This is a genomic window from Lentzea terrae, from assembly GCF_003265345.1.
GTDB lineage: Bacteria > Actinomycetota > Actinomycetes > Mycobacteriales > Pseudonocardiaceae > Lentzea > Lentzea terrae.
In genome coordinates this window covers 130,235-150,363 of record NZ_QFWW01000059.1, presented here as the reverse complement: position 1 = coordinate 150,363, position 20,129 = coordinate 130,235, and the positions used below count along the sequence as shown (strand labels likewise).

The window sequence follows — 20,129 nt, the reverse complement described above, 5'->3', positions numbered from 1 at the left end:
ACCCGAACGCGCTGGGGCGCGCCCCCGAGCACGGGGTGGGGCGCGCCCTACCGCAGAAAGCTCCCTACAACTCGGTTTCCGAGTACCTCGCGACGGCACCGCCATTGCGTTCGTAGTACTCGATCACCACGGTGTGCGGCCCGGCGCTCAGGTCCACCTCAGCCGTGTAGGTGGTGGGTGCCTGATCGCGGTAGCCGTCGATCACCTGAGTGCCGTCCACCAGCACCCGGATGCCGTCGTCACCCGTGACGCTGAGCCGGTACGTGCCGGCCTCGTAGTCCTTGGTGCGCGTCCACCGGGCGGAGAACCCGTTTTCCGGCAAGGACGGGTGCGGTGTGCCGTCGCCCCAGTCGAAGTCGACCGCGTCGTCGGACCGGGTCACCGCCGGCTCACCGGTCAGGGTCGTGTTCGCGAAGTAGGTCCCGGTGAACGGAACGCCCGCGGGAGGCGGCACGTCCTCGGTCTGCTCGTACCCGAACCGGGCCAGCGCCCCACCACCGCTGTCGAAGTACTCGACCACGATCTGGTGCGTGCCCTCGGTCAACGTCCGGGTTCCGGTGTGCGTCGTCACGCCCTGGTTGACCCACTTGTTGATCACCTGCACGCCGTCGACGAAGACCCGCACGCCGTCGTCGGTGGTCGTCGTGAACCGGTAGGTGCCCGCGGCGAACGACTGCGACTTGGTCCAGCGGGCGGAGAAGTTGTTCACCGGCACGCCGCTGGCGGGGGAGCCCTCGCCCCAGTCGAAGTCGATCTTCTCGTCCTGCCGCGTCAGCACCGGGGCTCCGGCGAGGTCGCGGTTGCCGAAGTACTCGCCCGTGAAGCCGGGATCGGCGGGAACGACGTCACCGATGCGTTCGTAGTCGAACTTCGCCACCGCACCGCCGCCGAGCTCGAAGTACTCGACGCGCAGCGTGTGCTGCCCGGACGCGATCACCTTGTCCACCGAGTAGGGGGTGTTCTGCGGCTGCCACAGGTCCACCACCGGCACGTTGTCGACGTACACGCGGATGCCGTCGTCGGCGTGGCCCTGGAACCGGTAGACGCCGGCCGAGAGCACGTCGGTGCGGGTCCACCTGGCGATGAAGTTGTCGGCGTTGAGTTGCGCCGCCGGCGAGCCCTCGAACCAGTCGAAGTCGATCGCGCGGTCGGTGCGGACCAGGGCGGGTGCCGTCGCGGGGATCACCGGCACGAAGCCGGGCGTCGGGGAGTTCCAGTACGACGCGTCCCAGTCCTGCGGTTGTGGCAGGTCCCCGACCTGCGCGTACGACATCGTCGCGACCGCGCCGCCGGAGTGCTCGAAGTACTCCATGACGATCGTGTGCGGGCCGCCGTCCATCGGGATGCGCGCCGTGTAGGTCGTCGCCCCCTGGTACAGCCACTTGTCGATGACTCGCACGCCGTCCACGACCAGCCGCACGCCGTCGTCCGCGGTGACGCTGAAGTCGTACTCGCCGGGAGCGAGCGACACCGTGCGCTTCCACTGCGCCACGAACCGGTCGGGGCCGATCGGCGCGCCGGGCCCGCCGTCGCCCCAGTTGTGCTGCACGGCCAGTTCGTCCCGGGAGAGGTCCGGGGTCGTGCCCGCGCCGGGGACCGCCGGATCCGCACCGGGCGCCAGGTTCCAGTACGACGCCTGATAGGTCTCACCCGACTGGGTCTGGGCGGCGTCCCAGCTCAGCGACGCGAGAGCGCCGCCACCGGCTTCGTGGTACTCCAAGGTGATCGTGTGGTTGCCCTCGCCGAGGTCAGCTTCGTACAGGCGCTCCACGTTGGCGTTGAACCAGTCGTCGATCACCCTGCGGCCGTCGACGTAGAGCCGCATGCCGTCGTCGGTGATCGCGCGGAACTGGTAGCGCCCGGCGCCGAACCACTGCGTCTTCGTCCAGCGCGCGGAGAAGTTGTCGTTGGGCAGTGCGGGATCCGGCGAACCCTCGCCCCACACGAAATCGATCTTCGGGTCCTGCCGGGTCACCACGGGTGAGCCGGAGAGGTCCTTGTTCGCGTAGTAGCTCGCGGTGAAGGGAGCCGAAGGCACGTACCTGGCGGTGAAGGACGTCGGTGTGGCCGGGGTGGTGATCGTGTGCCGCACGGCGCGGCCGTCCGACCAGCCCGCGAACTGCAGCGGTGTGCCGTCGGTGGCGACCGCGGTGACCGGGGCCGACAGCTCGCGCTGGAATCCGACCACGCCGTCCACCGTGGTGGGCGACACCTGGGGGATCCCGTCGAGTCGCGCCCCGACGCCCGGTGGGTCGGTGGTGACGGTCAGCTGCGTCGTGCGCGGCCGGATGGTGACCACTTTGGACGTCGAGACGCCACTCTCGTCGCTTGCCGTCGTGGTGATCTCGTACGCCGTGTCGGCTGCCGACTCGCCGGTGGACGCGATCGTGAACGACCCGACGCGGCCGGTGAACGGACCGGCGTACGGGTGGAAGTGCGTGCCGTGCTTCAGCCGGACGGTCGTCTTGATGTCGGCGTCGTTGAGGTCGAATCCCGCGGCGTCACTGGCGAACGCGTTGTACGTGATCGTGTCGCCCGCGTTGTACAGCTGGCCTTCCGTCGGCTGGGAGACGATCAGCGTCGGCGGTATGCCGGCCTGGATGACGATGGGTTGCGCCTGGGTCTGCGCGGTTCCGTCGGACACCGTCAGCCGCGCGGTGTACACGCCCTTGGCGGTGTAGGTGTGCGACGGGTTCGGCTCGGTCGACGTGCTGCCGTCGCCGAACGCCCACAGGTACGTCAACGGGTCGTCGTCCGGATCGTTGCTGCCGGCGCTCGAGAACTGGACGGTCAGCGGTTCGGTTCCCTTGGCCACGTCCGAGGAGGCCGCCGCGACCGGCTCGTGCGACGTCGTGTTGAACCCGACGCGGTACAGGGCACCGGGGTAGTAGGTGATGTAGTACATCGACCCGTCCGGCGCGATCTTCATGTCGACGACGCTGCCGGCCTGCAGGTCGAAGTCCTCGACCGAGGTGGCGTTGCCGTTGCCGTCGAGCTTCGCGCGCTTGATCCACCCCTGCGCGTAGTCGCCGAAGAACAGCGAGCCGTTGTAGTCGGCGGGGAACAGGTCGTCCCGGTAGATCGGGCCACCCGTGATCGCGGCGGACTGGCCGGCGTGCGGGTAGGCGTGGATCGGGTCGGTGAAGCCGGCGCAGTCCGCCTGGCAGACACCTTCCTTGAGCGGCCAGCCGTAGTTGCGGCCCCGCTGGAGGTGGTTGAGCTCCTCCCAGCCGAAGTCGCCGACGTCGCCGCCGAAGAGCTCGCCGGTCGCGCTGTCGAACTGGAACCGCCACGGGTTGCGCAGGCCGTACGCCCAGATCGCGGCGAGCTTGCCCGGCTGGCCGACGAACGGGTTGTCCGGCGGGATCGAGCCGTCCTTGTTGATGCGCAGGATCTTCCCGTGCGGGTTGTCGAGCATTTGTGCGTTCGCGGGCGTGCCGTTGTCGCCGACCGCGAAGTACAGCTTGCCGTCCGGGCCGAAGCGGATGCTGCCGCCCACGTGCAGCAGGTTCGACGGCGACGTCGTCTGGAAGAGCTGGAACGGCCCGTTCTGCCCGACGTCACCGGACGCGTCGAAGCGCACCAGGTGGTTCAGCAGGTCGTGGCCCGTGTAGTAGAAGTACACGAAGTGGTTGGCTGTACCGAAGTCCGGGTCGAACGCGATGCCGATGAGGCCGCGGTCACCGGTGTCCTCCGACGGCAGGTCCGCGAACGGAGTCGGCAGCAGCACGCCGTTCTTCACGACCTTGATCTTGCCGGAGCGCTCGAGCACGAAGATCCGGCCGTCCGGCGCGATCTCGAACCCGGACGGCCCGTCGAGGCCGTCCCCGACGATGAGCGACTTCTGGAAGTCGGTGGGTGGCGCGGCAAAGCTCGGCTGCGACGACACGGCCAGGGCCATGGCGAGTACGAGCACGGTCAGCACGGAGACCAACCTGGGCGGGCGACTCACTTGCTCGGGCCTCCTCGGCACAGCGGCGGTGGATGCCCGATGCATCTCACGGGAAAGTGTTGGCGTTACGCCGTGTTCTGACCGTCACCATCGGTTTCCGTTCGGTAGTCACGACTCTCGTGCCTTCTGCATCGATCGACCGGTGTCCATCTGGGACGTTCAAGTTCGATCTCGGCACCCGGACAGGTGGAGGCTCCCGTCTGCTGGGATGATCGACCCATGCGTACCGTGGAGATCCGCGAGGAGCCGATCCGGCTCGGCCAGTTCCTCAAGCTGGCGGGCCTGGCCGAGGACGGCGTGCACGCCAAGGAACTGATCGAGGACGGCGAGGTGCACGTGAACGGCCGCGTCGAGAACCGGCGCGGCGCGCAGTTGCGCACCGGTGACGTCGTGGTCGTCGGGGCAGAGGAAGTTTCGGTTTCCGTGCGGTCATAGGGAAATGACTCAGGCCGGCTGACCGCCTTCCGTCATCCGTGGTGCGCGATCCTCCGGAAACGCGCCTGCGGCCCTACTGTGCGTGGGCGTCCGGCTGCCGTACGCCGCCGCCCCGCCGGCATCCGGTCCCGCTTGGACTATTCGAGGCCGGTGGGGCACTCGTCTCGGTGCTCGTCGCGTGACCGCAAGGTGATCCGCGTCTCACACGGTCGGATGCAGCCGTCCGTTTCTTTGCCGGGCCGGTGTTGCCGAGCCCCTGGCCGGTAGTGCCGGAAGACCTCGAATTGGTAGTTCCGCACGTTTGCGATCCCGCGCTGAATGATTACTCCGCTCGGCGGTGCAGAGATCACCGGTGCTGACACCGCGTCGGCGTCTGGTATCCGATGGTTACCTCCGTGTGGATGTATTTCGTGCGGACGAACGGCTTCGGCTGTAACGCTCCGGGCTCGAGCGCCGATACTGATGACCTGAAACGTGCGCGTCCTCAGTGGACTTTCGGGATTGGTGCACGCCAGGACTTTTCTCGCTCGCCTGGCCCCGGAGTCACGCTGCGCTGGAATCCGCATTCGTAGCGTGCTCATGTGAAGTTTTTCTTGTTGCCCCTCGGATCCGTGTAACGCCGATGCCGAGTCGTGCGAATCAAGGTTGCAAGCACCGGCCAGAGATGCGGTGCGCGCCAAGTAAAAGCTTGCTCCACAGGGTCCTCGGGGATGCCCTGGTGCTCCAGCACGTCCGCCGACCGCAGCTGAAACCGGGGAGATCATCGCGATGAGTGAACAGGTCCACCCGACCAGACGGAGACCCGCCACCGGAAAGACTGTGGCCGACAGGCCCGCGGTGGGGTTTGCCGGCTACGGGGCTTCCGGACGTTCACCGCTCAAAGCCTGGGAACCGAGATACCGAAGACAGGTCATAGTCAGCGATCTCGTGGCCACGCTCGTCGTGGTGCTGACGGTGGGAAGCGTGCTGGTCTCCCGCCACGACGAGGTCTCGCCGCTCGAGCTGCTCGCGCTCGAGTCGATCACGGTCGCGGTCGTCATGGCCTCGCTGGCCGTGTGCCGCGTGTGGAACACCGCGGTGTTGGGACAGGGCGCCGAAGAGTTCACCCGGCTGGGCCGGGGACTGTTCGGCGCCGTTGTCGTTCTGGGGCTCGGTGCGCTCGCCATGGCCATACCCGGCGCCCGGCTCTGGGTCTTCGTCGTGGTCCCCGCCATCGCCCTGCTCGCGTTCCCGCAGCGCTACGTGCTGCGGCGGCTGCTGCACCGCCGCCGCGCCGGCGGCGACTGCCTGCTGCCGGTGCTCGCCGCGGGCGACCCGTTGATGGTCGCCGACCTGATCTCGCGGTCGCGCGTCGCCTCGCACGTCGGCTGGAGCGTCGAGGCGATCTGCACGCCCGACGGCCGCGGCCTCACGGGCACCAACATCGACGACGTGCCTGTCGTCGGCCAGTACCTCGACCTCGCCGACCACGTGCAGCGCGGCGGGTACCGGATCGTCGCCATCACCCCGGACACCTACTGGACGCCCCGCAGGCTGCAGCAGCTCGCGTGGAACCTCGAGGGCACCGGCACCGAGATGGTCGTCGCGCCCGGCCTGATGGACGTGGCAGGACCCCGGCTGCACGTCAGCGGTGTGCTCGGCATGCCGCTGCTGCGGGTGAGCGAGCCGACGCTGACCGGCTTCCGCCGCATGGTCAAGGAAGCCGTGGATCGCGTCGGCGCGGCGCTGCTGCTCCTGTTCCTGGCACCGCTGCTGTTCCTGGTCGCGGTCGCGATCATGGTCGACAGCCGCGGCCGGGTGTTCTACACGCAGAAGCGGACCGGCAAGGGCGGCCGCGAGTTCACCATGGTCAAGTTCCGCACGATGGTGACGAACGCGGACGCGCTGCGCACCCGGCTCGCCGCGGCGAACGAGGGCGCCGGCCTGTTGTTCAAGATTCGCAAGGACCCGCGCATCACCAAGGTCGGCCAGATCCTGCGCCGCTACTCGATCGACGAGCTGCCTCAGCTGTTCAACGTGCTGGCCGGCCACATGTCGCTGGTGGGCCCGCGGCCGCCGCTGCCGGAGGAGAGCGCGAAGTACGGACCCGAGGTGCGCCGCCGGCTGCTGGTGAAACCGGGCCTGACCGGGCTGTGGCAGGTGAGCGGCCGCAGCGACCTCTCCTGGGAGGAGTCGGTGCGCCTGGACCTGCGCTACGTCGAGGACTGGTCACTCGCGCTCGACGCGGTGATCTTGTGGAAGACCGTGAGAGCGGTGCTGAGCGGCGAGGGAGCTTACTGATGACCACCTGCAGGCTTTGTGGCTCGACCAGCATGGCGAGTGTCGCCGATCTGGGTGTGACGCCGCCGTGCGAAACGATCCTCACTGCCGAACAGCTGGACGAGCCGGAGGTCACCTACCCGCTGCACCTGCGCGTGTGCGAGGAGTGCTGGCTGGCACAGATCCCTCCGCTGATCACGCCGGAGGAGACGTTCACCGAGTACGCCTACTTCTCCTCCTACTCGTCGTCGTGGGTCGACCACGCGAAGCGGTTCGTGGACGGCGCGGTCGACCGGCTCCGGCTGGGCACCGACTCGTTCGTCGTGGAGGTCGCCTCCAACGACGGCTACCTGCTGCAGCACGTGGTGGCCAAGTGGATCCGCTGTCTGGGCGTCGAGCCGTCGGTGAACGTCGGCCAGGCCGCGCGGAACAAGGGCGTCCCCACCATCACCGAGTTCCTCACGCCGGAGACCGGCGCCGCGGTGCGCAAGCAGCACGGCCCGGCGGATCTGGTGGTGGCCAACAACGTCTACGCCCACATCCCGGACGTCGTGGGGTTCACCCAGGGTCTGCGCGCGCTCGTCGCCGACGACGGCTGGGTGAGCATCGAGGTGCAGCACCTGCTCACGCTGATCGAGCTGAACCAGTACGACACGATCTACCACGAGCACTTCCAGTACTACACGGTCGCTTCGGCGCAACGCGCGCTGGCGACGGGGGGACTGGCGCTGGTCGACGTGGAGCTGGTGCCGACCCACGGCGGCTCGATCCGGTTGTGGGCCAGGCCCGCGGAGGTCGCGGACGAGCCGTCGAAGGCGGTGCTGGACGTGCTGGAGCGGGAGAAGGCGGCCGGCCTGCACGAGCTCTCCGGGTACGCCGAGTTCGCCGCGCGCATCGCCAAGGTCCGGCGCGACCTGCTGGCGTTCCTGATCAGGGCGGCCGAGGACGGCAAGACCGTCGTGGGCTACGGAGCACCCGGCAAGGGCAACACCCTGCTCAACCACTGCGGCATCCGCACGGACCTCCTGGCCTACACGGTCGACCGGAACCCCTACAAGCACGGCAAGTACACCCCCGGCATGCACATCCCGGTGCTGCACCCGGACCGCATCGCCGAGGACAAGCCCGACTACGTCCTCGTGCTGCCGTGGAACCTGCGTGACGAGCTCGTTGCTCAACTGTCCTATGTGTCCGATTGGGGCGGACAGCTGGTCTTCCCCATCCCGGCCCTGGAAGTGGTGAGACCGTGAAGGTCGTTCTGTTCTGCGGTGGCTACGGCACGCGGATGCGGTCCGGGACTCCCGGCGACGCCCCCAAGCCGATGCAGCTCGTCGGCCCGCGGCCGCTGATCTGGCACGTGATGCGGTACTACGCCCACTTCGGGCACACCGACTTCATCCTCTGCCTGGGCTACGGGGCGCACCACATCAAGGACTTCTTCCTCAACTACCAGGAAACGACGTCCAACGACTTCGTGCTCCGCAACGGTCAGGTCGAGCTGCTGTCCACGGACATCTCGGACTGGTCGATCTCGTTCGTGCAGACCGGGATCGACTCGCCCATCGGGGAACGGCTGCGCCGCGTGCGCGATCACCTCGACGGTGACGAGATCTTCCTGGCGAACTACGCGGACGTGCTGACGGACGCACCGCTGCCGGAGATCGTCGACCGCTTCGTCGCATCGGGTGCCGGCGCCTCGATGATGGTGGTGCCGCCTCCCGGCACCTTCCACTGCATCGACCTCGGCGAGCAGAACCTGGTCGGCGCCATCGCGCCGGTGACCGAGATGCCGCTGTGGGTCAACGGCGGCTACTTCGTGCTGACGCAGGAGATCTTCGACCACATCCCGGTCGGCGGTGATCTCGTCGCCGACGGCTGCGCCGAGCTGGCCAAGCGCGGGCGGCTGCTCGCCTATCCGCACCGCGGTTACTGGAAGCCGACGGACACCGTGCGCGAGCGGGTCGCGCTGGACGAGGCCTACTCGCGCGGAGACCGGCCGTGGGCGTTGTGGGAGCCGAAGAAGGCGGGGCAGACCGCATGATCGTTCCCCAGCTCGCCGGCCTGGACCGGATCGTCGCGCTCGGCGCGCACTGCGACGACATCGCGATCGGCGCGGGCGGCACGCTGCTGGCGATCTGCCGGGCGCGACCGGGCGTCCGGGTCGACGCGCTCGTGCTCTCGGGCGGTGGGACGGAGCGGGAGGACGAGGAGTTCGCCGCGCTCACGGCGTTCTGCCCGGACGCCGATCTCCACCTGACCGTGGGCAAGATGCCCGATGGCCGGCTGCCCGCGCACTGGGACGAGGTGAAGAGCTCGGTGCACGAACTGGCGTCGCGCACCGACCCACAGCTGGTGATCGCGCCCAACGTGCACGACGCCCACCAGGACCACCGAGGGCTGGCCGAGCTCGTGCCGCAAGCGTTCCGGGACCACCTGGCGCTGGGGTACGAGATCGTGAAGTGGGACGGCGATCTCGGTCGTCCCTCGGTGTACCAACCGCTGACGACCGACCTCGCCGAGGCGAAGGTGGTGCTGCTGCAACAGCACTACGGGTCTCAGCGCAGCAGGCCCTGGTACGACCGCGAGGCGTTCCTGGGGCTTGCTCGGATCCGCGGTATCGAGTGCAAGGCGCACTACGCGGAAGCGTTCCACGTCAACAAGTTGGTTCTCGACCTAGCAGGAGGCTGAACCGAGATGCGCGTTCTGCTCACCGGGCACCAGGGCTATCTGGGCACTGTGATGGCTCCTGTGCTCGCAGGCGCGGGTCACGAAGTGATCGGGCTCGACTCCGGTCTCTTCGCTGACTGCGTCCTCGGCACAGTGCCGATCGATCCGCGTGGTCACGCGGTCGACCTCAGGGATGTCACCGACGACGTTCTGTCCGGAGTGGACGCCGTGGTCCACCTCGCCGCGTTGTCCAACGATCCGATGGGCTCGCTCGCCCCCGAGCTCACCTACGACATCAACCACCACGCCTCCGTGTCGCTGGCGAAGCAGGCCAAGGACGCCGGCGTGCGCAGGTTCCTGTACGCGTCAACATGTTCCGTCTACGGCGCGTCCGGCGGCGACGATCTCGTGAACGAAGACGCGCCGTTGCGTCCGGTCACCCCGTACGCCGTGTCCAAGGTCCGCGTCGAGGACGACTTGGTTGCCCTGGCGGACGACCACTTCACCCCGGTGTCGCTGCGCAACGCCACGGCGTTCGGCTTCTCGCCGCGGCTGCGCGCGGACATCGTGCTGAACAACCTGGTCGGGCGGGCGCACCTCACCGGCGAGGTGCGGGTCCTCTCCGACGGCACGCCGTGGCGGCCGCTGGTGCACGCGCTCGACATCGCGGACGCCTTCCTCCAGGTGCTGGAAGCGCCACGGGAAGCGGTGCACGCCAAGGCGTTCAACGTCGGCACCGAGCAGAACAACCTGACCGTGGCCGACATCGCCCACGAGGTGGTCGAGGCGGTGCCAGGGTCGAAGCTGGTGATCACGGGCGAGAACGGCGCCGACCCCCGGTCCTACCGCGTCGACTTCTCGCGGATCCGGGCGGCGCTGCCGGACTACGTGGCGCGGTGGACGGTCAAGGCGGGTGCGCTCGAGCTGATCGAGGCGTATCAGCGGTTCGGGCTCACCGAGACGGACTTCGCGCACCGCTACACCCGGCTCGCCTGGTTGTCCGACCGCAAGCAGACGGGGGAGATCGACTCCTCCCTGAGGGTTGTTCGATGACCGTTGGCAGGCGCATGCACGAACTGGTCGAGCGGCTCTACCCGTTGTGCCGCAGCATCACCGGAGATGGTGTCCGGGAGACGCTGGCGGTGCTGGGGGAGGCGCTCGACCTGGACGTGCACGAGGTCCCCACGGGGACCCAGGTCCTCGACTGGACCGTCCCGCAGGAGTGGAACGTCCGCGACGCCTACGTCGCGGACGCCACCGGAAACCGGCTGATCGACTTCCAGGCGCTCAACCTGCACCTGGTCGGGTACAGCGTGCCGGTGCGCGGGTGGATGTCCTTCGAGGAGCTGCGGCCGCATCTGCACACGCTCCCCGAACAACCGGACCTGGTGCCGTACCGGACTTCGTACTACTCGCCGACGTGGGGGTTCTGCCTCAGCGAGAACGCGTTGCAGGCGCTGCCCGCCGGCCCGTACGAGGTCGTGATCGACTCTTCGCTGACCGACGGGCACCTCACCTACGCCGAGCACGTGGTGCGTGGTCAGGTGTCCGACGAGGTGATCATCACCTGCCACGTGTGCCACCCGTCGCTCGCCAACGACAACCTGGCCGGCATCGCGGTGGCCGTCGAGCTGGCGGCGCGGTTGAACAACCCCTGGTACACCTACCGGTTCATCTTCGCGCCGGGCACGATCGGCGCGATCACGTGGCTGGCGCGCAACTTCGCGTCGATCGAGCGGGTGAAGCACGGCGTGGTGCTCGCCTGCGCGGGCGACCAGGGACCGTTGACCTACAAGAAGAGCCGCCGCGGTGACGCGGAGATCGACCAGGTGGTCCAGCACGTGCTGGAGACGTCCGGCCGGCCCCACTCGATCGTCGGCTTCTCGCCGTACGGCTACGACGAGCGGCAGTACTGCTCACCCGGCTTCAACCTCGGCGTCGGGTCGCTGACCCGCACGCCCTACGCGGGATATCCCGAGTACCACACGTCGGGCGACAACCCGGATTTCGTGTCACCGGACGCCATGACGGACACGCTGGAGACCCTGTGGGAGGTCGTCGGCGTGCTGGACCGCAACCGCACGTACGTCAACCAGAGCCCGTACGGCGAGCCGCAGCTCGGCAGGCGCGGGCTCTACGAGTCGCTCGGCGGTCGCAGTGACACGAAACAAGCCCAGCTGGCGATGCTCTGGGTGCTCAACCTCTCGGACGGCGAGCACAGCCTCCTCGACGTGGCGCGCAAGTCGGGGTTGCCGTTCCCAACGATCGCGGACGCGGCTCGCGCTCTGCACGACGCGGGCCTGGTGAAGGAGTGACGGGTATGGGCTTGCGGGTGGGAGACCTCGTGGAGGTCCTCAGCGCCGAGGAAATCCACGCGACACTGGACGAGCGGGGGGAGCTCGAGAACCTGCCGTTCATGCCGGAGATGGTGGCGTTCTGCGGGAAACGCCTCACCGTGCACAAGGTGGCGCACAAGCTGTGCGACACGATCAGCGGTACCGGCATGCGGAGGATGAACAATGCCGTGCACCTGACCGGCGCACGATGCGACGGTGAGGCGCACGGCGGCTGTCAGACCGCGTGCTCGCTGTACTGGAAGGAAGCGTGGCTGCGCAAGGTCGGCCCGGCCGAGCAGCCTTCGGCGGCGCGGTCGGACGGCCAGATCCTGCTGCCGCTGCTGGAGGTCAACACGCGCAAGCCGCCCTCCGCCGAGGGCGAGGAGCTGTTCTCCTGCCAGGCGACCGAGCTGCTGCGGGCGGCGCCGGCGTGCCTGGGCATCAAGGACGTGCGCCAGTACGTCGAGGACGTGCGGACCGGCAACGCCGGCGTGCCGGCCACGATCCGGGGTTTCCTGATCCAGTTGTTCAACAAGTACCAGGGTTTCAGCCAGAAGAAGCTGCCGCGCAGGCTGTGGATCAAGGAGGGCCTGCGCTGGGGCTGGGTGAAGGGCATGCTGTCCGGCCGCACCCCGACCGGTGCGCTCGACCTGCAGCCCGGTGAGCTGGTCAGGGTGAAGTCCAAGGAGTTCATCATGTCCACGCTCAACGAGCAGCGGCTCAACCGCGGTCTCGGGTTCGAGGAGGAGATGGCCCGCTACTGCGGCCAGACCGCGCGGGTCAAGGCGCGCGTGGACCGGTGCATCGACGAGCCGACCGGGCGGATGCTGAAGATGAAGTCGCCCTGCATCATCCTCGAGGACAACATCTGCGCCGGTTTCTACAACGGCAACTGCCCTCGCGAGTTCGTGCCCTTCTGGCGCGAGATCTGGCTGGAACGGGTGGAGTCCGTCTGATGACGCTGGATGAACGGGAGGCGCGAGCTGAGGCCGTCTCGATCGGGAGCAAGGCGGGCCGCGGCCTGCGCTGGAGCTTCCTCGGCACGCTCGCGACCAAGGTCGGCTCCTTCGCCATGGGCCTGGTGCTGGCACGCCTGCTCACCCCTGCCGACTTCGGCATGTACGCGATTGCGCTCGCGGCGACGCAGTTCGTCATGCACATCAACGACGCGGGCATCATCGCGGCGACCGTGCAGTGGCGGGGCAGGCTGGAGGAGATGGTCGCGACCGCCACCACGATGGCGATCGTGTTCTCGACCGGGGTGTACGCGATCTTCTGGTTCCTGGCACCGTCGTTCGCCGCGCTGTCGGGCAGTCCGGAGGCCACCGGTGTGGTGCGCCTGCTGACGGCGGTCATCCTGATCGACGGCATCACCGCGGTCCGCGCCGGCACGTTGTTGCGGCGGTTCGAGCAGCACAAGCTGATGATGGCCAACGCGTGCGGCTTCGTCGTGAACGCGACCCTCGCGATCACGCTGGCCGCCAACGGTGCCGGGCCGTACAGCTTCGCGGTCGGCCAGCTGGCCGCGTCCGTGGTCACCGGCGTCATCGTGTGGATCCGCGCCGCCCTGCCGTTCCAGCTGGACCTCGACCGCGCGGTGTCGCGCCGCCTGCTCAAGTTCGGTCTGCCGCTCGCGGTGTCGCTCGGCATCGAGGCGGTGCTGGTGAACGCCGACTACGTGATCGTCGGCGACCTGCTCGGACCAGAGGCGCTCGGCTACTACCTGCTGGCGTTCAACGTGTCCACTTGGGTGCCGGGCCTGATCGGCACCGCGGTGCGGTGGGTGTCGATCCCGTCGTTCTCCCGGCTCGCGGAGAACGACGTGTCCGGCGCCGACACGCTTTCGGTTGGCGTGCAACGGTCCGTGCCACTGCTGCTCGCCGTCGTGCTGCCGCTGGCGGTGCTGATGGCGACGCTGGCGCACCCGATGATCGCGTTGCTCTACGGCGAGCGGTGGGACCAGGCCGCGGGCGTGCTCCGGTTCCTGGCCGTGCTGATGGTCGGCCGGATGCTGATCTCGCTGGCGTTCGACATCCTCACCTCGCAGGGCAACACCCGCGCGACCGTGTGGCTGAACCTGTCCTGGGCGGTCGTCCTGGTGCCCGTCCTGTATTACGCGGCATCCGCCGACGGCATCCGCGGTGCCGCCATCGGCCACGCAGTGGTGGTCCTGGTGGTCGCGCTGCCGCTGGCCGTGCTGGCCTTGCACCGCGCGGGCGTGCGCATGCTGCCCATGTGGCCGCGGCTGGTGCGTCCGGTCCTCGGTGCCGTGCTGTCCGGCGTGGTGATCATCGTGGTGGGCAGGCTGGTCGGTCCCGGCGTGCTGCTGCCGCTGGTCGTCGCCGGCGGCGCGGGCGTGCTGGTGTACGCCGCCATCGTCGGGCCGCAGATCCTCGCGGCCCGGAAGGAGAGCCTGGTATGACTCTGGTGTCCATCTGCCTCCCGACCCGCAACGGCGAACAGCGGATCGAGAAGGCCGTGCGCACCGTCCTCGCGCAGGATCACACGGACCTCGAGCTCGTCATCTCGGACAACGCGTCCACCGATGGCACCGAGGAGGTGTGCCGCGCGCTGGCTGCCGCCGACCCGCGCATCGTCTACCACCGGCACCCCGAGAACAGAGGACTGCTGAACAACTTCATGTTCGCGGCCGCGCACGCACGCGGCGAGCTGTTCCGGTGGATGGGTGACGACGACTACCTCGAACCGCACTGCGTGTCCCGCGGCGTCAAGGAGTTCCAGGCGGACCCGCGGCTGCTGCTGGTGTCCTCGCAGGTCGCCTACACCGGCGCGGACGGCGTCACGGAGACGGCTCCCTACCTGGGCTCCGGACTCTCGTCCGACGACCCGGTCACCCGGTTCGCCGAGATGCTGCGCATGCTCACCGAGACCCACCTGGCCCTGGACCCGCTCTACAGCATGATGCGCCGCGAGCCCGTTGTCGCCATCGCCCGGCGCAACATGCTGAAGGAGGACGAGGTCTTCGCGACGAAGCTCGCGCTCGCCGGCCCGTGGGCACACGTCCCGGAGGTGCTCGCGCACCGCAACTGGCGCAGCGAGCGGCTGTCCGCGGTCGCCCGCCGGCTCGACGTGCCGGTGTGGCGGTCCCGGTGCGCGAACACGCTGCAGATCGCGGAGATGCTGCGGTGGCTCCCTTCGGCGGGGCTGACGCCCGCCCAGGTGGCCGACGCCCGTGCGGCCGTTCTGCGGATGTACGCACGCCGCCAGTCGATGGTGTTGCGGCGTCGTGCGCGCAAGGTCGTTCGGCTCCTCACGGCCCGGCCCGTGTAACAGGAATCGCGAGGATCGCGATTTGTGGTACACAGGGGTGCACGAGGCCACTAGGGGAAAAATGGACTTCTGGAAGATCGTCCTCGGCCTCCTGAGGCGCAGGTACATCGGACCGCCGGTCATCGCCGGCAGTGTTCTGATCGGCGTGCTGACATTCATAGTCCTGCCGACGCACTACCAGTCGACGGCGTTCATGGTGCTCACCACGCCGTCGGCCGGAGGCACCAAGGAGCCGGATCGCCCGCTGGGCCAGTCCAACCCGCTGTTGTTGTTCAACGACGGCCTGCGCACCACCGCGTCCATCCTCATCCAGTCGCAGAACACGCGCGAGGCCCTCGAGCAGCTGGGGCAGCAGAAGGACGGGCCGACCACCGTCATCATCAACGACGGCAGCACCAACCCGGACGTGCTGGGCACCAACGGCCCGTTCATCTACGTCGAGGGCGACAGCACGTCCTTTGAGGACGCTCGCGGGATCGTCGTGCGCGCCCAGCAGCGCATCCGCGACGAGCTCGTGGCGCGGCAGAAGGCGCTCGGCGCACCGGAGTCCACTTTCATCTCCGTGGTCGACGTGACGAGCGCGTCCGAGCCGGAGGCGTTGCTGGCGGCCAAGGTCAAGGCGGCCGCGGTGGGGTTCGTCCTGTCCTTCCTCTTCGGACTCGCCGGTGCGTACTGGTTCCAGCGGCGGCCGCGGAAGTGGCCCACCGAGGACGAGGACCACGGCCAGGCCGCTGCTGGTCCCGCTCCGCCGGTGGACCCGCCGACGGTGAAGATGGCGCCGGTGGTGCGCAACAACGGGAACGGCAGTCTGAAGAAGGCCGAGCCACAGCTCTGACCCGCCGAAAGACCGGGCGGAAGGCGGATCCACGCCTCTCGCCCGGCCTTTGCCGTGCCCGAGCACGCGGGCCAGGACCTGGCAACGCAAAACGCCCGGCTGGGACGTCCCAGCCGGGCGTTTTACGTTGCTGCTCAGACCTTCTCGGCGCAGCGCTTCTCGGCTGCTCGCCGCACGTCCATCGGCGTCTGGGAGTGGCTGGAGATCATCATCGCGACGGCCTCCGGGTTGACGCGCTCACCGAACGACAGCGCTTCCTGCATCGCCATGGGCGTGCGTTCCCAGCTGTTGTGGCAGATGGTGGTGTTCGACGGCGGCTTCGACGAGGGGTCGAGCATCTCGTCGACGAAGACGCCGTAGACGATGAACTCGGAGACGTGCAGCTGCCGGGTGAAGGCGTCGAACCAGTGCAGGCCCGTCACGTCGGCGATGCGGTCCTGCATCTTGCGCACCACGGACGGGTCCCAGAAGTTCAGCGGTGACACGTAGTCCGGGAGAGGGGGCGGCGCCGCCTCCGGGAGGCCGAGCAGCTTGCGGGCGACCTGGTGCCACAGGACGTGGCGCTCCAGTCCGGAGTGGACGGCGCCTTCCTCGCGGTACAGGCAGAGCCGGCCGCTGTGGCTGAAGTCGCGGATCGTGGTGTCGCGCAGCAGGACCACGTCGGAGTCGGCGATCATCACCGCGTCGGCCTCGACCACGGCGGCGATGGCGATCTTCACGGCCTGCTGCATGACCCAGCCGCGGACCGGCGGCCAGGGGTGGCGGGTGTTGAGCCACACGCCGCCCTTGGTGGGGAGGCGGACGAACCGCCGCGGCACCAGCTCCGGATGAGTCCACACCTTGAGTCGCCGGTTCGCCATCCTGGTGAAGATGGGCTTGTGCGCCGCCGGCACCACGACGTGGTGGATCGTGTCGTCCGAGGTGTGCTCGAGAACCGAGCGGTGCAGCTCCGCGAACAGGTCGGCGTCAGGGGCGAAACTCGGCGTGATGACGGCCAGTTCGGTCATGGCCAACTGCCTCCAGGTGCGGTTGTGTGCGGCACGTCGCCTGCATCGGTATCGGTCGCGATGTGGTGCCCGTTACGTCCGAATCACCTGTGCTGGTAAGGGCGGCGGGACGCTTTACCGCGCAGGCGTAACGAGGAACCACGCCAAACGCGATTCTCTGGTTGGCAGGACAATTGGCGAAGGGGCGCACGTGGACTTCTGGCGGACGGTGCTCGTCCTGTTCCGGCGGTGGTACGTGGTGCTTCCGGCGTTTCTGCTCGCTCTCGGCGGCTGCGCGGCCGTCTACGCGTCGGTGCCGGTCGTCTACGTCTCCACGTCGGTGCTCGTGCTCACCACGCCGCTCACGGGCGCGACCGAGTACGTCGAGAAGCCGCGGCCCGACCTGCTGACGAACCCGTTGCTGAACTTCGACCGCGGGCTCAGCACGTCCGCGGCGCTGATCATCCAGGCGCTCGGCACGCCGGAGATGGCGGCCCAGCTCGGTGCGGCGCCGGGCGGCCGCACGACGTACCAGGTGACGAACGGGTCGACGAACCCGGAGCTGCTCACCAGCGGGCCCTTCGTGTTCATCATGGGCGAGAGCCGCGACCGCGACGCCGCGCAGGCCGTCGTGCAGCGGGTGGCCGCCCAGGCACGCGTCGAGCTCCAGCGGCGGCAGGAGGAGCTGAAGGCGCCGCCGCAGACCTACATCACCGTCGCCGAGGTCGTGCCGCCCACGACGCCGGAGACGCAGGGCGGCAGCAGGGTGCGGGCCGCCGCCGCGGCGCTCGGACTCGGGGTCGTCACCGCGCTGGCCTCCGGGTACGCCGCGGAGAGCTTCGCGCACCGCAAGAGGCACCGCCCCAGGCCCCAGGCGAAGAAGGCCAGAGCGCCCGAACCAGTCGGTGCCTGATGGCGCCCACGGAGTTCCTCCCGCCGACCGGGCGCCGCGCGGACGCCGCGACGCTGGCCGCGGTGCTGACGGTCGTCCTGATGCTGACCCCGGCCCGGCTGGTGCTGCGCGGCATTCCGCTCTCGCTGACGCCGGCCGACGTGGCGAGCCTCGGCATCGGCATGCTCTGGCTGTGCGCGCAGATGACCACCACGCTGGGCATGGCGAAGGGGCGCAACGGGGTGCGCACCGTGCTGTTCTGGTACCTGGTCGCGTTGATGATCAACTACGGCTTCGCCGCCTACCGCTACCTGCCCGCCGACGAACTGCGGCTGATGGACCACGCGGCCGTGCTCGTCATCGCCAACGCCGGCATGGCACTGGGCATCTGCGACGGCGTGCGCTCCCGCGAGCGCATCGACTTCGTGCTGAAGACCGTCGTCGTCTCCGGCGCGGGCGTCGCGATCGTCGGCGCGTTCCAGTTCATGTTCAAGTTCGACCTGACCGAGTACCTCGCGGTGCCGGGACTGCGCTACACCTCGATCCTGGAGAACACGTTCGAACGCGCGACGCTGACCCGCGTCGCGGGCACCACCGGGCACGCGATCGAGTTCGGCGTGCTGATGGCCATGGTGCTGCCGATCGCCGCGCACTACGGGTTCCAGGCCAAGCACCGCGGTGAACCCGCGCTGCGCTGGTGGGTGTGCGCGGGCCTGATCGCGCTCGGGATCATGATGTCCATCTCCCGCTCGGCGGTGCTCAGCGTCGGCGGTGTGGGTTTCGTGCTGTTCCTCGGCTGGTCGGTCCGCCGCCGGCTGCAGGCACTCGGAATCGGTCTGGCCTTCCTGGCCGTGATCCAGGTGACCGTTCCCGGTCTGCTGAGCACGTTCTACGGCCTCTTCGAGAACTTCGGCCGCGACGAGAGCATCAAGTGGCGCACCCACGACTACGCGGCGGCGATGGCGGAGATCAGCAAGAACCTCTGGTTCGGCCGCGGCGTCGGCACCTGGTACGCGCCGAAGCACCAGATCTTCGACAACCAGTACCTGTACACGCTGGTCCAGGAAGGCGTCGTCGGCCTGGTCGCGTTCGTCGCGCTCATCCTGACCGCGTTCTACGTGACGCTGCGGGTGCGGTACCTCAGCCGGGAGGTGACCGGACAGCACCTCGCCCTGGCGCTCGCCGCCAGCCTCGTGGTGCCGCTGATCGGGTCCGCGACGTTCGACCTGATCTCGTTCCACACCGTCACCGGCCTGATGTTCATCCTGATCGGGTGCACCGGTGCGCTGATGCGGGTCACCGTTTCCGGCGGTGGACCGGTGCCGCGTCCTCCTGCCGGCGCACCTCCGCCGGCCGCGGACGCCGCGCCGCGCCGCGGGTGACGCAGCGCGGCGCGGCTTTGGGGGGAGAACTCAGTCGTGCACCTGGGCGGCGGGGATGGGCGTCCCGGTGTCGCTCCAGACGTTCCCGGTGTTCTCGGACAGGACCGACTGGGTGCTCAGCAGGATCGGGCAGTTGAAGAAGGTGTTGCGGCCGAACCGGTTGTTCACCACCGCGAGGCCGGTCAGCTTGCCGCCCGTGACCACGTGGTTGAAGTTCAGCGTGCAGCCTCCGCCGTCGAGCAGGTTGTTCTCCACGCGCGTGTTCGACGCGGAGGACTGCAGCGCGGCGTTGGCGTTCTTCGTGGTGGACATGTCGATCGTGTTGTGCCGCAGCGTCACGTTGGACTCACCGCCGAACGACTGCACGCCGTCGTTGTGCGTGGGGCCGCCGCCCTGGTTCGGGTCGGACGCGAACCAGGTCATGTCGTGGATGTAGGAGTCCTGGATCAGGGTGTTGCTGTTGGCCTTCACCCCGTCCACGGCGCCGTGGATGTTGCTGCGGAAGATGCTCGTGTTCTTGGTCCACAGGCCGTCGAGCGTCGCCGACGGGTTCGACGGTGCGAACTCGGAGTTCTCGATGACGGTGCCCGAGCCGCGCTCGGTGTTGAGCAGGGCGCCGTTCGACGTGGTCGCCCGGCCGCGGAAGACGCTGTTGCGGATCGTCACGTTGCGCGCTGTCACGGTCACGAAGCCGCGGAACTCGAGGCCGGTGATCACCTGGTTGTCGACGTTGAACGTCTTGTCGCCGTCGACGACCTGCAGCACCGTGCCCGCGGGGACGCCGGTGTTGGAGGCGTTGGGGAACCCGGTCATCGGCGGCTGGGCCGTGGCCGTGGGCTTGGCGGTCGCCGTCGGCGATCCGGGTGCCGTGGTCGTGGTCGTGGTGGGAGCCACCGAGGACGACGACGAGGCGGGGGAGGAGGACGCCGTCGTCTCGGTGGTGATGCTCGTGGAGGGCGCGATCGGGTTGCCGATCGCCTGGACGGGGCCGCAGGCGGTCAGTGCGGCAAGGCCCGCCGCGGCCAGCACGCCATTGCGAATGCGAATAGTCGCCACTGTGTGAGTCCTAAAACTGTGTGTGTCCTGAAGCGGGG

At 68.7% G+C, this 20,129-nt stretch carries 16 protein-coding genes; 13 read left to right on the top strand and 3 right to left on the bottom strand.

Annotated features, from left to right (window positions below; all coding sequences use genetic code 11):
- Positions 1–64: 64 nt before the first annotated feature.
- Positions 65–3,952 carry a PA14 domain-containing protein gene (locus tag DI276_RS49085; RefSeq protein WP_198681371.1) on the bottom strand — a complete coding sequence of 1,296 codons (3,888 nt, stop codon included), beginning with the start codon at positions 3,950–3,952 and terminating at the stop codon, positions 65–67.
- Positions 3,953–4,171: 219 nt separating this feature from the next.
- Here DI276_RS49085 and DI276_RS49080 point away from each other — a divergent pair, with 219 nt between their 5' ends.
- The 11 genes from DI276_RS49080 to DI276_RS49030 all read left to right on the top strand — a co-directional run bounded on the left by DI276_RS49080 (position 4,172) and on the right by DI276_RS49030 (position 15,775).
- A complete protein-coding gene (locus tag DI276_RS49080; RefSeq protein WP_112277232.1) occupies positions 4,172–4,387 on the top strand; it encodes an RNA-binding S4 domain-containing protein in 216 nt (71 codons plus the stop codon).
- Positions 4,388–5,155: 768 nt separating this feature from the next.
- Entirely contained in the window at positions 5,156–6,667 is a 1,512-nt protein-coding gene (locus DI276_RS49075; RefSeq protein WP_112277231.1) for a sugar transferase, read from the top strand.
- Complete coding sequence (locus tag DI276_RS49070; RefSeq protein WP_112277230.1) at positions 6,667–7,896, top strand: class I SAM-dependent methyltransferase; 1,230 nt, start codon at positions 6,667–6,669, stop codon at positions 7,894–7,896. The genes DI276_RS49075 and DI276_RS49070 overlap by 1 nt, the downstream gene beginning before the upstream one ends.
- Positions 7,893–8,687: a sugar phosphate nucleotidyltransferase gene (locus DI276_RS49065; protein ID WP_112277229.1), complete on the top strand. Its 795-nt coding sequence runs from the start codon at positions 7,893–7,895 to the stop codon at positions 8,685–8,687. Before DI276_RS49070 ends, DI276_RS49065 begins: the two co-directional genes overlap by 4 nt.
- On the top strand, positions 8,684–9,334 hold the full coding sequence (locus DI276_RS49060; protein WP_112277228.1) for a PIG-L deacetylase family protein: 651 nt from the start codon (positions 8,684–8,686) through the stop codon (positions 9,332–9,334). Before DI276_RS49065 ends, DI276_RS49060 begins: the two co-directional genes overlap by 4 nt.
- A gap of 6 nt (positions 9,335–9,340) precedes the next feature.
- Complete coding sequence (locus DI276_RS49055) at positions 9,341–10,366, top strand: NAD-dependent epimerase/dehydratase family protein (protein WP_112277227.1); 1,026 nt, start codon at positions 9,341–9,343, stop codon at positions 10,364–10,366.
- A complete protein-coding gene (locus tag DI276_RS49050; RefSeq protein WP_112277226.1) occupies positions 10,363–11,628 on the top strand; it encodes a DUF4910 domain-containing protein in 1,266 nt (421 codons plus the stop codon). Before DI276_RS49055 ends, DI276_RS49050 begins: the two co-directional genes overlap by 4 nt.
- 5 nt (positions 11,629–11,633) lie before the next feature.
- The gene (locus DI276_RS49045; RefSeq protein WP_112277225.1) at positions 11,634–12,605 is read left to right on the top strand and encodes a hypothetical protein; all 972 of its coding nucleotides are present in this window, start codon (positions 11,634–11,636) and stop codon (positions 12,603–12,605) included.
- Positions 12,605–14,071 (top strand): oligosaccharide flippase family protein, encoded by a 1,467-nt coding sequence (locus DI276_RS49040; protein WP_198681370.1) that lies wholly within the window; start codon positions 12,605–12,607, stop codon positions 14,069–14,071. The genes DI276_RS49045 and DI276_RS49040 overlap by 1 nt, the downstream gene beginning before the upstream one ends.
- Positions 14,068–14,940 (top strand): glycosyltransferase family 2 protein, encoded by an 873-nt coding sequence (locus DI276_RS49035; protein ID WP_112277224.1) that lies wholly within the window; start codon positions 14,068–14,070, stop codon positions 14,938–14,940. Before DI276_RS49040 ends, DI276_RS49035 begins: the two co-directional genes overlap by 4 nt.
- A gap of 61 nt (positions 14,941–15,001) precedes the next feature.
- On the top strand, positions 15,002–15,775 hold the full coding sequence (locus tag DI276_RS49030; protein ID WP_112277223.1) for a hypothetical protein: 774 nt from the start codon (positions 15,002–15,004) through the stop codon (positions 15,773–15,775).
- A 134-nt stretch (positions 15,776–15,909) separates the two neighbouring features.
- Here the strand turns inward: DI276_RS49030 and DI276_RS49025 are convergent, their stop codons facing one another.
- Positions 15,910–16,782, bottom strand: a complete 873-nt coding sequence (locus tag DI276_RS49025; protein WP_112277222.1) for a DUF6492 family protein — start codon at positions 16,780–16,782, stop codon at positions 15,910–15,912.
- Positions 16,783–16,972: 190 nt separating this feature from the next.
- Here DI276_RS49025 and DI276_RS49020 point away from each other — a divergent pair, with 190 nt between their 5' ends.
- Positions 16,973–17,674: a hypothetical protein gene (locus DI276_RS49020; RefSeq protein WP_112277221.1), complete on the top strand. Its 702-nt coding sequence runs from the start codon at positions 16,973–16,975 to the stop codon at positions 17,672–17,674.
- Positions 17,674–19,035, top strand: a complete 1,362-nt coding sequence (locus DI276_RS49015; protein ID WP_112277220.1) for an O-antigen ligase family protein — start codon at positions 17,674–17,676, stop codon at positions 19,033–19,035. The genes DI276_RS49020 and DI276_RS49015 overlap by 1 nt, the downstream gene beginning before the upstream one ends.
- A 30-nt stretch (positions 19,036–19,065) precedes the next feature.
- On the opposite strand, the gene DI276_RS49010 is transcribed toward DI276_RS49015, so the two are convergent.
- Positions 19,066–20,091: a hypothetical protein gene (locus tag DI276_RS49010; protein ID WP_157985432.1), complete on the bottom strand. Its 1,026-nt coding sequence runs from the start codon at positions 20,089–20,091 to the stop codon at positions 19,066–19,068.
- Positions 20,092–20,129: the final 38 nt, after the last annotated feature.

Bases quoted from the DNA above. Each gene is read 5' to 3' on its own strand.
- DI276_RS49080 (WP_112277232.1), top strand. From the start codon at position 4,172: ATGCGTACCGTGGAGATCCGCGAGGAGCCGATCCGGCTCGGCCAGTTC.
- DI276_RS49075 (WP_112277231.1), top strand. From the start codon at position 5,156: ATGAGTGAACAGGTCCACCCGACCAGACGGAGACCCGCCACCGGAAAG.
- DI276_RS49070 (WP_112277230.1), top strand. From the start codon at position 6,667: ATGACCACCTGCAGGCTTTGTGGCTCGACCAGCATGGCGAGTGTCGCC.
- DI276_RS49060 (WP_112277228.1), top strand. From the start codon at position 8,684: ATGATCGTTCCCCAGCTCGCCGGCCTGGACCGGATCGTCGCGCTCGGC.
- DI276_RS49055 (WP_112277227.1), top strand. From the start codon at position 9,341: ATGCGCGTTCTGCTCACCGGGCACCAGGGCTATCTGGGCACTGTGATG.
- DI276_RS49050 (WP_112277226.1), top strand. From the start codon at position 10,363: ATGACCGTTGGCAGGCGCATGCACGAACTGGTCGAGCGGCTCTACCCG.
- DI276_RS49045 (WP_112277225.1), top strand. From the start codon at position 11,634: ATGGGCTTGCGGGTGGGAGACCTCGTGGAGGTCCTCAGCGCCGAGGAA.
- DI276_RS49040 (WP_198681370.1), top strand. From the start codon at position 12,605: ATGACGCTGGATGAACGGGAGGCGCGAGCTGAGGCCGTCTCGATCGGG.
- DI276_RS49035 (WP_112277224.1), top strand. From the start codon at position 14,068: ATGACTCTGGTGTCCATCTGCCTCCCGACCCGCAACGGCGAACAGCGG.
- DI276_RS49030 (WP_112277223.1), top strand. From the start codon at position 15,002: ATGGACTTCTGGAAGATCGTCCTCGGCCTCCTGAGGCGCAGGTACATC.
- DI276_RS49025 (WP_112277222.1), bottom strand. From the start codon at position 16,782: ATGACCGAACTGGCCGTCATCACGCCGAGTTTCGCCCCTGACGCCGAC.
- DI276_RS49015 (WP_112277220.1), top strand. From the start codon at position 17,674: ATGGCGCCCACGGAGTTCCTCCCGCCGACCGGGCGCCGCGCGGACGCC.